At 63.0% G+C, this 12,559-nt stretch carries 13 protein-coding genes and 1 pseudogene; 12 read left to right on the top strand and 2 right to left on the bottom strand.

Annotated elements, in window-relative coordinates; genetic code table 11:
* The first annotated feature begins 283 nt into the window (after positions 1–283).
* A complete protein-coding gene (locus BN1233_RS17420) occupies positions 284–652 on the top strand; it encodes an SPW repeat protein (protein WP_046864854.1) in 369 nt (122 codons plus the stop codon).
* Here BN1233_RS17420 and BN1233_RS17415 read toward each other — a convergent pair.
* Together BN1233_RS17415 and BN1233_RS17410 are read right to left on the bottom strand one after the other, a co-directional pair.
* Positions 649–912 (bottom strand): hypothetical protein, encoded by a 264-nt coding sequence (locus BN1233_RS17415; RefSeq protein WP_046864853.1) that lies wholly within the window; start codon positions 910–912, stop codon positions 649–651. The two genes, BN1233_RS17420 and BN1233_RS17415, sit on opposite strands and share 4 nt — an antisense overlap.
* A gap of 407 nt (positions 913–1,319) precedes the next feature.
* Positions 1,320–2,387 (bottom strand): sensor histidine kinase, encoded by a 1,068-nt coding sequence (locus BN1233_RS17410; protein WP_048708029.1) that lies wholly within the window; start codon positions 2,385–2,387, stop codon positions 1,320–1,322.
* Between the two features lie 373 nt (positions 2,388–2,760).
* On the opposite strand from BN1233_RS17410, the gene BN1233_RS17400 reads away from it, so the two are divergent.
* The 11 genes and pseudogenes from BN1233_RS17400 (at position 2,761) to BN1233_RS17340 (ending at position 12,488) form a co-directional block, all read left to right on the top strand.
* Complete coding sequence (locus BN1233_RS17400) at positions 2,761–3,168, top strand: response regulator (protein ID WP_046864851.1); 408 nt, start codon at positions 2,761–2,763, stop codon at positions 3,166–3,168.
* A gap of 308 nt (positions 3,169–3,476) precedes the next feature.
* Entirely contained in the window at positions 3,477–3,923 is a 447-nt protein-coding gene (locus BN1233_RS17395; RefSeq protein ID WP_052763830.1) for a hypothetical protein, read from the top strand.
* 1,563 nt (positions 3,924–5,486) lie between these two features.
* Positions 5,487–6,740, top strand: a complete 1,254-nt coding sequence (locus BN1233_RS17375) for a Do family serine endopeptidase (RefSeq protein WP_244470706.1) — start codon at positions 5,487–5,489, stop codon at positions 6,738–6,740.
* On the top strand, positions 6,685–6,921 hold the full coding sequence (locus BN1233_RS49720) for a PDZ domain-containing protein (RefSeq protein WP_342341654.1): 237 nt from the start codon (positions 6,685–6,687) through the stop codon (positions 6,919–6,921). The genes BN1233_RS17375 and BN1233_RS49720 overlap by 56 nt, the downstream gene beginning before the upstream one ends.
* Positions 6,922–7,172: 251 nt before the next feature.
* Positions 7,173–8,331 (top strand): annotated as a pseudogene (locus BN1233_RS17370) (glycosyltransferase family 4 protein).
* 443 nt (positions 8,332–8,774) lie between these two features.
* Positions 8,775–9,263, top strand: a complete 489-nt coding sequence (locus BN1233_RS17365) for an Hsp20 family protein (RefSeq protein WP_046864847.1) — start codon at positions 8,775–8,777, stop codon at positions 9,261–9,263.
* Positions 9,264–9,350: 87 nt separating this feature from the next.
* Positions 9,351–9,869 (top strand): Hsp20/alpha crystallin family protein, encoded by a 519-nt coding sequence (locus BN1233_RS17360; RefSeq protein WP_046864846.1) that lies wholly within the window; start codon positions 9,351–9,353, stop codon positions 9,867–9,869.
* Between the two features lie 75 nt (positions 9,870–9,944).
* On the top strand, positions 9,945–10,322 hold the full coding sequence (locus tag BN1233_RS42990; RefSeq protein WP_048708032.1) for a hypothetical protein: 378 nt from the start codon (positions 9,945–9,947) through the stop codon (positions 10,320–10,322).
* 445 nt (positions 10,323–10,767) lie between these two features.
* Positions 10,768–11,109, top strand: coding sequence for a hypothetical protein (locus tag BN1233_RS17350; protein ID WP_048708035.1), 342 nt, complete (start codon positions 10,768–10,770; stop codon positions 11,107–11,109).
* Positions 11,052–11,672 carry a hypothetical protein gene (locus BN1233_RS42985; protein WP_147707354.1) on the top strand — a complete coding sequence of 207 codons (621 nt, stop codon included), beginning with the start codon at positions 11,052–11,054 and terminating at the stop codon, positions 11,670–11,672. The genes BN1233_RS17350 and BN1233_RS42985 overlap by 58 nt, the downstream gene beginning before the upstream one ends.
* A gap of 216 nt (positions 11,673–11,888) precedes the next feature.
* Positions 11,889–12,488 carry a PepSY domain-containing protein gene (locus BN1233_RS17340; protein WP_052763828.1) on the top strand — a complete coding sequence of 200 codons (600 nt, stop codon included), beginning with the start codon at positions 11,889–11,891 and terminating at the stop codon, positions 12,486–12,488.
* Positions 12,489–12,559 lie beyond the last annotated feature (71 nt).

Raw genomic sequence — 12,559 nt, 5'->3', positions numbered from 1 at the left:
CGTGATGCCCGAGGAGACGAAGCCACGACGCATAAGTATTGCGACCCAAGGTCACCCAACGCCCGTCACGCCGGAATGGCCCAAGTATCGGGCGTTCATCGGGCAGCCTCTCCCGCTTCGGACCGGAGCGAGAGCGGCCCGAGCTCGCCGAATTGGCGTGCCGTCCTCGAGGCGGCACGCCCTGAGTTCTCCGCTGGATCCGTACCTTCGGGGCCTGTCCAACGGAGAAGCGCCGATGAGGCGCATCGAGTGAGACCCTCGCCTGAGTAAGAGGGAGGTTGCAATGTTGGAGTTGAAGAATCGAAGTGAGCTGACTGCGATTAATATCGTCAACGCGATACTCGCCGCATTTCTGTTCATTTCACCGTGGGTCATGAAATTCCGGGAGTTGCAGGCTGCCTCCTGGAATGCATGGGCCTGCGGGATCGTCATCCTGATTCTTGCCATCGCGGCTGCGAGCGAGATCAGGGAATGGGAAGAGTGGGTCAATGGCCTGCTCGGTCTCTGGACCCTGGTTGCGCCCTGGGCGCTCGGCTTTGCGAGCGTTGCCGCCGCCAGATGGACCCACGTGGTCGTAGGCATCATTGTGGCCGTCCTGGCAGCCGTAGAACTGTGGCTGATCCACAGCGGACCACCTGCCAAGGCCGTCTAGACGATGATCTCGGAACTGGCGCGGGCTTCCGCCTGACGCGGAAAGTCCCGCGCCAGTTCCGCCGGCGCAAACCATTTCCCAACGGTTGAAGGCAGCGAGCCCGTCACGCCGACACGAAGAGGAAGTGCTTTCTGTCGGCCTATCCCTTTCTGCGGTTTTTGACTGGTACCGGCCGGCAGACTTTCGGTTGCTTCCACGTCCGAGCCGTGGCCGCGCATGGAAACGGCCCTTTCAGGCCGCAGTCCCGGATGCACATCCATCTTGAAGGGGCTCCGCGTTCAGCTTCGACGGAAACGGCGAGGCGATGAACCGTGATGGAAATCCGGCATTAGTGCATCGCGCGGAGAAGGGACCCACTTTTCCGCGTCGAACGATGCGCCGCTCAAGAACCGAAGCGGATTGGACCCAAACGTGGAATCTACGTTTGGGTCCGAAGCTAGAGGCTGCAAGAACCTCCAGAGGTCGAGTTCCTATCCCTCGAGAACGACTGAATTGCATCGAGAGACGGACCTTCGATGGACTTCCACGAAGTGCCAGAAGGCGCCATTCGTGGTTGATCATTGGATGCCACCGTTGATCATCTGAAGAGCGCGACTGGAATGCCGCCGGCCACGTCCAAGGGTAGCGCACACAAACCGCGCCGGCCGCACCGATCCGGTGGCTCCCGTTACTGCGCCACGCCCTTGGAGGGGAGTTCGACGATGCATTGGAGCCCACCCGGCTTGAACGTCAGCGTCGTTGTTCCCCTGAGCTGATAGGGCAAGGTCTGTGTCAGAAGCTCGGTCCCGAAGCCGTTGTGCCGGGGTGCGAGCGCGAGGACCGGCACCCCCGTCTCCGTCCACTCGAACCGCAGCCGCGGATCGCGCTCCTGGTCCTCCAGGCGCCAAGCCACCGTCACATGGCCGTTGGGGCTCGACAGCGCCCCATACTTGACCGCGTTGGTCGCCAGTTCATGGATCGCCAAGCCCAGGATCTCGGCTGCCTTGGGCCGCAGGCGAACGTCAGGTCCGGACAGGCTGAACTGCTCACCCTCCTTGGCGGCACAGGAGAGCATCTCCTCAGCAACCAGGGACGCCAGATCCACCCCGGCCGCGGGATCACGCGTCACCACAGCCTGGACCCGGGCAAAGGCGTCGAGCCGGCCCTCCAGATGCATGGCGTAGTCCGCGACCGTCTCGCTGGTTTCGGCCGTCTGATGCGCAATCGAGCGGATCACCGCGAGCGTGTTCCGCACCCGGTGCTGCAACTCGGCCAGCAGCACCTTCTGGTGCTCCTCACTGCGCTTGCGCTGGGTCACATCGACCAGCATGTTGACCGCTCCGATCACGGCTCCGGAAGCGTCGTGCAACGGGGTTGGAGAGGCCAGAAAGGGGACCCGTGTGCCATCAGGACGCTCAGCGATGGCCTCGCCGTCATGGATAGCCCGATCCTCCTTCAGCGCTATGGCCATAGGACATTCGTCGTGCGGCATCGGCCGCCCATCCGGCCAGTACAAGCGCCAGGAGCCGCACCATTCACTCTTCCCGATCTCTGGGCGACATCCCCACAGGTCGACGGCGGCCTGATTGTAGAAGGTGATCCGCCCCGCGGCATCGGTGGTGTACACCGCGGCCGGCAAGGCTTCGAGGATGGGCAAAAGCGGGCGTCCGCCCGCGATCTTGTCCAGCTCGCGGGCCGCTGGGAAGCGCCGGAAATCACTACCGGTAACGGTCAGATGTGGTCTGTCACTCGCCATGTAAGCAAGTATCCAACTTGGCCCGCGGAGGGTCCGACAGGATGTCCTGAAACCCAGGACGGGCAATCTCGGCAAGGGTGTCAAAGTTCCACACAGTAAGGAGTGCATGTTCCCAATTGCACCCCGCCATGATCAGCCGAAGGAAGCTTTTCCTTGGAAGCCAAGCCTTCGCGTGCCCCTCTGATCTCGCGGTCGGCAGTTGGATCAGGATGTCGACCATAATCTTCAGGCTTTGGGGCCAGGGCTCCCGGGAACCGGGCGGCGTCATAGGACCACATCCGACAGCACAACCCGATAACCTGTATTAAACTGGTGCGACTTCTTTCAGGTTATCTTGCCCGAAGTCCCTGACGAGGCCCCGGAGGGAAGAGAAATGACCGCTCCACCCCATGGCGCTCTGGCGAATTGCCGGGTGCTGGTTGCCGAGGACGAATACTTCATCGCCCGCGACATTGCCCGAGCGCTGCACGCACTCGAGGCCGAGGTGGTCGGGCCGGTGCCGTCCCGGGATGCGGTGCAGGCGATCCTAGCTACGGGCGAGCGCATCGATGCGGCCATTCTCGACATCAACCTGAATGGCGAGACGGTCTTTCCGGTCATGGACGTTCTCGCCGCCCGGGGCATCCCTGTTGTGTTCGCCACCGGGTATGACCAGACGGCCCTGCCGACACAGTACTGGGACGTCCCACGCTGGCAGAAGCCATTTGATCCTCGGGCCCTGGTGCGGGCCCTGCCTGACCTCGTGCGAGACCCACCGGCCCGAGCCGACACCCACCCGTGAAGGTCTGCATCGGATCCGAGTGCGATGTAGCGTCAATCAATCGAAGCTCTACCCGCTGCTGGTTTCCGGAAGTTCGGTGAACTTCAGGTCCGTGGGCGGACGTCTCGTTTCGGAATGCCGAGGCTGACCGTCTCAAGTCGGAAGTGGAGCCCATGCGAGGCCATGGACCGGCATGGACCTGCTGCCGTGGCTGCCCACCGGTAACATGACTATCGAACGGACCAGGAGTAATCTGGACATCGGCAGCCGGATCGCTCCAGCTCCCAACAGCGCACTGTCGCACGGGGGCGCTCACGAGGGAGGGTGACATGCGTCGCTTCCTGGTTCCTGCGGCCCTGATCGGCGCCGTGATGGTTCTTCTGCCGGCGGACGCTGAGGCCCGGCGCGGTGGCGTGCACGTGCGTGTCGGCGGCGTGCATCGGGCGGCCGTGGTTCGGCCTGGCGGTGTCGGATACCGGAGAGCCGCTGTCGGTCGCGCGGGCTACTATCGCGGCGGCTACTATGGCCGCGGCTATTATCGCGGCGGCTACTATGGCCGTGGCTACTATCGTCCCGGGGTCGCGGCCGGCATTGCCGCGGGCACGCTGGCAGCCGGGGCCGCCGCAGCGGCGGCGCCGTACTATTACGGCTATGGATACGGCTACCCGGCCAGCTACGGCTACGGATACGGCTATCCGGCCAGCAATGCGTGTCTGCGCCAGCAACAGGTCTGGACCGGCTACAATTATCAATGGCAGTGGGTCCGCGTCTGCTGAGGAGCGTGCGCGAGACAGCGATACCGTGGCGGGCTGGAGCGGATGATCCAGTCGGCTGCTAATGTCAGGAACGGCCCAGCGGTCACGGCGGGTGATCGCTGGGCGATCGCAAGCGACTTCTCGGATGAGCCGTCAGGACGGCCGTTCACAGGCGCTTCTGCGCCTCTGGCGGATAACGGCATCCACGCCCGGAAGACGCGGTATTCGGAAGCAATACTTCTCGAACTCGGCGGACGCGACCGTGGTGGTCTGCTGCGACCCATGGGAATCGATAAGGACATACGTGGACTTGACCACCGCGCGGCTCAAAGGGCCCTCGGTCATCACTGTTGTGAGACGGCGCTCCCGGGCACCGCCGCCCCGCCGTGGCCTACCGACCGAACGATGCTTTTCGCCGGAAATCCCCTTCCCGGTGCGGGTCAGTATCCGGCCCCGGGTGGCATCTGGTCGAGGGGATGGGATGGTTGCTCCGTCGCGCCTCTTTCGTTGCAAATCTTCGGCCGTGAGCGACATGGAACGCGCGAGTCGGGGTGCCAAAGGGCAAGAACAGTGGAACATTGCTGATCGCCAAGCGGCCTCCCGGAACGCCCGAGTCGCGTCAGCCTCGGTCATGGAACGGACCGGGGGCAACGTCCGCTTTTCCAGCTTCTTTGGACCGCCTCCATCGCCAACGGATTTGGAGATCACCTGTGATCGGGTCGAGCCTCAAATCACTCTTTTGTCATCCCCGCCTCGCGAAATCTCCCGAATGGTCGAAAGGCCGGTATCTTTTTTGATCAGTCAATTGCCGAGCGATCGGTGGTCATTGCTAGCGAATGCCGTGGGAATCCGCTTCCCCGAAGCCGCTGACTGCGACGATGGCTGCCATGCCTGCCCATTCGCCGAGCGATTCATATTACGGAATGACAGCAGGGCCTGGAAAATGGGCGCTGCGGTCATGACCAGGAATCCGCCGGCAACTGCATTTCCGAGGATGAAAGGTGCCAGCATCGCGATCAGCCTCTGCATAGGGCACGGGAGCGATATGTGTGCTCGGTCGGCCTACGCAAGAATTTGCAGACGGCAGAGGACGTGCGGGGTGCGTTGCGCCATTCGGGATCTTTCACGTCGTCATAGCGTTGAATGGGTTCGCGGCACCAAAGTCGACCACGGCGCCCGGAGACTGCAGGTCAGCCGGGAGAACTCCGATGAGGCCTCTCGATAGGGCCTGATGGCCGTGTTCCGACGCGACGCCATTCGGGCGATGGGCCGGCTGGATACTGCACATGTCGATGTTGCGCGTTGGCAAGCTCTGCCGCTTCGAGCCTCTCCACCCTCGCTTGGAACGTGTGCGCAGTGTCGCCTTTGCAGGATCCGCCGGCACCGATGATGGAGCCGGGACTGTACTCTTCCATGTCGATGCCCGTTCTCCCTGCAATTCCGTCTTCAATCCGGCCGCGCACGGCCGGTTCGGAGGAGCTTTCAGCCATGGCCTCGGGCCATGACGGGTTCCGGTTTCGACCATCGATCCGGCGGCCCGACGATTCGTGAGTGACGCATTCGACCCGTCCAAAGGAGGTGTGCATGCATCCCAGCATTTCGCGCTTCGACCCGCGCGCCATCATTGTGGCCGGCGCTCTGGCCGCGATGACCCTGGCCTCACCACCGGCTCTGGCTCAGCAAGGCCCTCCGGCCGACTTCACCGCCATCGTCAAGCAACAGACCCCGGCGGTCGTTGCTATCACGACGAAACAGCGGGTCGAGGAGCAGGACCTTGCCCAGTCCCTCCCCGATGATCTGCCGTTCCGCGAGTTCTTCCGGCGCTACTACCAGAATCGTCCAGGACCGCAGCCACAGCAGGAGCGCCAGGCGCTCGGCTCGGGATTCGTGATCGGCGCCGACGGGCACATCGTCACCAACAATCACGTCGTTGAAGACGCCGACGAGATCCATGTCGTCTTCAACGACAAGACCACCGTTCCCGCCCGCCTCGTCGGGCGTGATCCTGCGACCGACATCGCCGTGCTGAAGGTGGATCCGAGGCCCGACATGGCCGTCGTCAATTGGGGTGATTCCGACGCCGCCGAGCCAGGATCCTGGGTCATCGCCATCGGAAGCCCGTTCGGCCTCGGCGGAACGGTCACCGTCGGCGTCGTCTCCGCGAGATCGCGCGACATCCACTCCGGACCCTATGACGACTACATCCAGACGGATGCCTCGATCAACCGCGGCAACTCGGGGGGCCCTCTGTTCAATGCGCGCGGCGAGGTGATCGGCGTCAACACCGCCATCTTCTCACCGGCCGGAATCAATATCGGCATCGGTTTCGCCGTGCCATCCCGGACGGCCCGGGCCGTGGCGGACCAGTTGATCCGGACCGGGCGAGTCGAGCGCGGGTATGTCGGCCTGCGCCTGCAGGAGATCACCCCGGCTATTGCCGAGGCGCTCGGTCGCAAGAGCTCCGAAGGCGTTCTCGTCGCGTCGGTCGAGCCAGACGGTCCCGCTGCGAAAGCCGGCGTCAGGACGGGTGATGTGATTACCCGCTTCGAAGGGAAGGAGGTCGAGAGCGGACGGGCGCTGTCCCGCACGGTCGCCGGGACCAAGCCGGGAACGGAGGCTCGGATGACCGTCATCCGCAATGGGTCGTCCCAGGATCTGATGGTGACGATCGGGTTGCGCCCCGAAGAGCAGACACCCCGGACCGCGGCCCTCGAGTCCCCGGAGAGCGGAAAGCGCCTGGGCTTGGCCCTCAGCCCGATTCCGGAAGCCGCGCGGGGGGCAACTGAACCTGGAGCCCGGCACTTCGGGCGTCCTGGTCCAGCGCGTCGAGCCCGATAGCCCGGCGGCAGAGAATGGCCTTCAGTCGGGTGACGTCATCGTCTCCGTCAACAACCAGCCTGTCGAAGCGCCCGCCGACGTCGCCAATGCGTGGAGCGAGGCGCAGAAACAGAAAAAGCCGATCCTGTTGCGCATCCTTCGAAACGATCAGTATCTGTTCGTCGCAGTGGGTGCCTCCTGATCTCCAGTGCTGCTGCAGCCGCCCGCGTCACGTTACTCTTTCCAGAGTAACGTGACGCGGGCGGTCGCTGTTCTGACGTCCGGCGTGCAGGCGTCCCGCTCTGCCGACGCGCGCCCTCTCACCAGCCGCGTTCCCCCTTGCAAGCTTGAGCGCACGACCTATCTCGAGGGCGCCTTGTGCCGCGCGGGCCGCCTCGCGGGACCCGCGCCCATCTCATTGTCGATGCTTCGCTCATTTGAGGAGGTTTTGCGATGAAGATCGCCCAAGTGGCGCCTTTGGCGGAACGTGTGCCACCCAAGCTCTACGGAGGAACCGAGCGGATCGTCTCCTACCTGACCGAGGAACTTGTCAGGCAAGGCCACGACGTCACTCTGTTCGCCTCGGGAGATTCCATCACGAAGGCGGAACTCGTACGCTGCTGTGACGTGGCACTCCGACTCAATCCGGCCGTCAAAGATCCGATGCCTTACAACATCCTGATGCTCGATCAGGTACGAAGGCGTGCCGACGAGTTCGATGTTATCCACTTCCACATCGACTTCCTACACTTCCCCATGATCCGCGACATCGCGGACCGGACTCTGACCACGACTCATGGCCGCCTCGATCTCGTGGACCTGGTTCCCTCTACCGGATGTTCTCCGAAATTCCCCTGGCATCCATTTCGGATGATCAACGGAAGCCGCTTCCGGGTGTAAATTGGCTGGGTACCGTCCATCACGGGCTTCCGAAGAATCTGCTGCCGTTCCATCCGGTTGCTTCCGGCAATTATCTTGCCTTCCTGGGCCGGATCTCGCCCGAGAAGCGCCCCGACCGGCAATCGAGATCGCGGCGCGAACCGGAATGCCGCTCCGGATTGCCGCGAAGGTCGACAAGGCTGACCAGACCTACTGGGACGACGTGATCAAGCCTCTGGTGGATACTCATCCGCACGTGGAATTCGTCGGAGAGATCGACGAGCACGACAAGGCCGAATTCCTCGGAAATGCAGCAGCGCTCCTCTTCCCGGTGGATTGGCCCGAACCCTTCGGTCTCGTCATGATCGAGGCGATGGCCTGCGGCACGCCCGTGATCGCGTTCGGCCGCGGCTCCGTTCCGGAGGTGATCGAGGATGGCATATCCGGGTTCATCGTCGACAGCGTCGAGGAAGCCGCCCGTGCGGTCCGCGATATCGAAAAGCTGAGCCGGGGCGAAGTCCGCCGCTGCTTCGAGCGCCGTTTCACTGTGGAGCGCATGGCGGCCGATTACCTGGACATCTACCGCAGCCTTCCCGGCGTACAGCGCGAGAGCGGATATCTGCGCAAGGCCGCGGCAAACCGGATGCATCCAGCGCTTACCGGCTCTCGTCTCGCCGCCGCGAATCTGAGCGTCGCAACTGGAAAGGTAGCGCCACTTCACGATGCGGTCTGAGACCTGCTCCGCCCCGCCCGGCCGCTCGAGCGCCGGTCTGACCGGTGCCGTCGCTCTTCCTCGAGGGACTGAAACGGTAAGCAGCGCCTCTCGGGCGCCACGTCGGTGCGCATCGAAAAGGACGCCAACTGCTACTGCCCTGCCGGACTGTGCTCCCGGCAGGGCATTTCAACCGGCAACGAGCCAGTTCCTGTCTTCCTGCCGAGGAGCCGAAACGCATCTCTCGGGCGTAGCAGGGTGAACTGCCACGCCACGCCAGACTCGTCACAACGTCCAGAACGATAATCGGACACGGGCCCTTCGACACGCTGTGCGTAGGGTCTTGACGCCTGACGAGGCCGTTCCTAACTCAAATCCGCCAAGGCTCCTGTCGAGCTTGGCATCGGGCGCCGGCAGGTGTCCGGCGTCGCTTGTATCCATGTTGCTCTATGGAGGATGTGGCTATGAGAACGGCTTTCGACTTCTCCCCCCTGTATCGGTCGACGGTCGGCTTCGACCGTCTGTTCGACATGCTCGATGCCGCCGCGCGCGTCGAGCCGATGACGAACTGGCCGCCCTACAACATTGAGAAGCTGGGCGACGACCAGTACCGCATCACGATGGCAGTGGCGGGCTTCGGCTCCGACGAGATCGAACTTACCCAGCACGAATCGGCGCTCGTCGTCACAGGCCAGAAGCATCCCGAGCCGGAAGGCACGCAGATCCTGCATCGCGGCATCGCGACTCGCGCCTTCAAGCAGACGTTCAGCCTGGCCGACTATGTGAAAGTCACGGGCGCCAAGCTGGAGAACGGTCTCCTGACTGTCGACCTGAAGCGCGAGATTCCCGAGGAACTGAGGCCCCGCCGGATCGAGATTAGATCCGGGTCGGCCGCGCTCAGGCAGGACAGCGCCAAGCAGATCGAGCACGAAGCACCCCGAGAAGCCGCCTGAGGCGCAAGGGGCGAACCGTCGCGACGGTGTCGGGCTCGACAGCCTGACACCGAGTGCTTGGCTCGATCCGACTGAAAGGAGGTATCGATGAATATGCGAGATCTCATTCCGTGGGGCCGCAACGAGCGATCCTCGATCCCCGGTTCGCTGCGCTCCGGGGCTGCCAGCCCCTTCATGACTCTTCATCGCGAGATGAACCGGCTGTTCGACGATATGTTCAACCAGTTCGAGAGCGTCCCGTCCCTGTTCGGGCGCATACCGGCTTGGCCGAATGTCGAGGTCACAGCGTCCGACAACGAAGCCCGGATTTCGGCGGAACTGCCGGGCCTTGATGAGAAGGACGTCGAAGTACTCGTCAGCGACGACGTCCTGACCATACGCGGCCAGAAGAAGGCCGAGACCGAGGACAGGGAGCGTGGCTTCAGCGAGCGCTATTATGGCCATTTCGAGCGCCACATTCCGCTGCCATTCGAAGTCGAAGAGGACAAGGCGGAAGCGTCGTTCGAAAACGGTGTGCTCACCGTCACCTTGCCGAAGTCGCCGAATGCCAACACGCGTATGAAGCGCATTTCAATCACCGGGAAGAGCAAGAACACGAAGCACTGAAGACCTTATAGCAGCTCCGGGCAGGCCGGCCATGGCTGCCCGGAGCCTTCGCTCACCCCATGAGGGAGGTACGATATGGAGCAAATTTCAAGCAACAGCACGATAGGATATCAGCCTGTAGGGATCGATTGCGAAGGGCATGCCCTTCCGAGCTTCGTCGATGCCCTGATCGATCCTGGTCATGTTTTCGCCCACCCGTTCGAGGTTGTTGAGCATCCCTGGTTCGGCAGCGAGGAGAAGCGCACAATTCTCTTGTCCTGGGCCCGCGACGAGCTCGTGGCAGAGCAGGTTGCATCCCGCGTCGCTCCAGAATTGCAGGTTCGATCCCGCATCGATGCGGTTATCGACGCACTTTCGCATTTCGATGCGGCGGCTGCCGGCGAATACCTCTCGGCGACGAAGACCATTCGGGCGGGGCACGCAGGGCGGGCGCGGCAACGGTCGTGTCAGTAGCCTGCGTGAGGGAGAAACGCTGTGATGGAGCATCATGTCACTTCGCTTCCAACGGAAGTATCGCTTCCGCCTCCCGTTTCAGTGGGACTGAGTCTTACATTCTCGCATCCCGACGCAGTGCTCGCCGCGCGCGATCTGACGCGCGAGGACAAGCGGGCCTATCTCGCCGGGTGGGCATCGGACGTGTGGGCCGTCGAGTCCGCTCCGGCCCTGCGTTACTGTCCGGGTCAACCGGGCCGCCAAGTGCCACTTGACGAAATCTTGGCAGCCCTGCGCAGGCTCGATGTCGAGGAGGTGAGATCCGCATTTGCGCAGCCGCGAAGGCCGAGGCCCATTGCCGGACAGGGATCTCGCGCCGGTACCGTCCGCTGGCTCACGTCAGACCCGCGAAGGCGGGGAGTCCGGCGGCCTAGGTTCGTGCGTAGGTAACCGGGAATCTAGCGTCATGGCAGTCTTCGATCCGAACGACTGGTGGGACCGCCGGTTCTGGCTGGCTCCGGCGACTCGGCATGAGCCCCGACGCGCCGACGCAATCAATCGCGAGATCACGCAGCGCTGGCTTGCAGCCGTCGCCTTTTGTCTGTGCTTCGCAAGTCTCGGTCCGGCTAAGCAACTGCCGCTCGCCTTTGCCGGTCTTCTGTTCGCAGCAGGCCTTGCAGCCGCATTGGTCGCCCTCATGCGGCGCGAGCACCCGCTCGACCGGCATCTGACCGCGTGGGACGAGGCAGCGTGGTCGTGGACGCTGAGTCTTGGTATCGTTCTTTGGGCCAATACGGCAGCCCCATGAAAGGAGAAAGCCTGGAGGGTAAAATGCAGGAGCATCTGATTGGTATCGGCCACAACGGACCTCCCCGGGATATCGCCAGCCCGCAGTGGCTGAACGGCGTCGAGGCCCGCATCTGTTGGCGTGTACACCGCACGGTGCACGTGAAATCGGCACGGCGGCGACATGAACCGAGCGAGTTGCCCGACGTTCCATCGAATGCAGCTGGGGATATCATCCGGCTGGAGAGCGCACGAACCTCTTACAGTCGACGCACCCTTCCGATGGTGCACGATCTTGAACAGGCTCTTGTCAGCCCTGCATCCGTGTTCCGGACGCCTGAAGACGTTGTGCGCGATCCACTGCTCTCGCATTATTGCAAGCGCGAGATCCTTTGGCGCTGGGCCTGGGATGAATACCTGGTCGAAATCGCACAGGGCGAAGGCATGATCGGAGAATCGGCCTCGCGCCTCGATGAGGTCAAGACCGCACTGCTGCAGCTCGGAGACGAGTGGCATCCGCACCCCTCGGCCCCAGCCGCTCTTGCAACTCGCTTCGAGGAAGCCGAAACAGCACTCGCAGCATGAGGCCCTGCCTCGAAGTCCAGGCGCGATGCGGACTTCTGATCCACTCGAGTCCAGCAGGCAATCACGGGCTCTGGAGAAATCTGGAGCCCATTCGCTTCGCTCGATCCGCAATGCGCACCCAAGTCACGAGCAAAAAGCACCCTGGCGTGGAAACACCTTAGCCGGGAACGCGTTGTCGGGCTGTGTCATCCACAACGATCGGAAATGCGAAACCCTATGTTGAATCATGTGATCCTCACCGGCACCGCACTGGCGCTCACAACCGCTCTGGCCATGGCACAGGCCACCAGTGCTCCGCCCGCGTCGGGAGCAACCACCCCTGCTCCAGCCGGAAGCACCGTCGATCAACGCGCGAACCGCGGCTCGTCCGAGTTCCAGGCCATTCAGTCCGTGAAGGTGCCTCTCTCTCAGGCAATCGCGACCGCTGAACAGCAGGGCCAGGGGCGTGCGATCAGTGCAGAGTTCGAAGAACAGGATCGCAACGATCCGGCTCATTACGAGATCAAGGTCGTCCAGAGCGACGGCAAGCTGGTCGAGCACAAGGTCGACGCTAATTCCGGGACGGTCATCAAGAGCGAGAACCAACCATTCGAGCGTTATTTCACCCGCCTGAAGCCGGCTGACTTCCAGAATGCCCGGACGTCTCTGAAGGATGCCATCACAATGGCGGAGCAGAGAATCGCAGGCGGCAAGGCGGTCGAGGCGGAGGTCGGCCGCGAGAATGACGCGATCGTCTACGAGATCGAGGTCGCAACCGCCGAGCGGTCACAGGAGATCAAGATCGACGCCAACGGGCAGGTTGTCTCGAGAGATTGAGCCGGCTGCCATGTGCGGAGCGAAGCGATTCAGGAGCGCATCCGTCCAGGGGTAGATTGCTTCGCCTGCGG

The sequence above is a fragment of the Microvirga massiliensis genome (genome assembly GCF_001006805.1).
Lineage (GTDB): Bacteria > Pseudomonadota > Alphaproteobacteria > Rhizobiales > Beijerinckiaceae > Microvirga > Microvirga massiliensis.
This window is presented reverse-complemented; position numbering and strand designations above follow the sequence as displayed.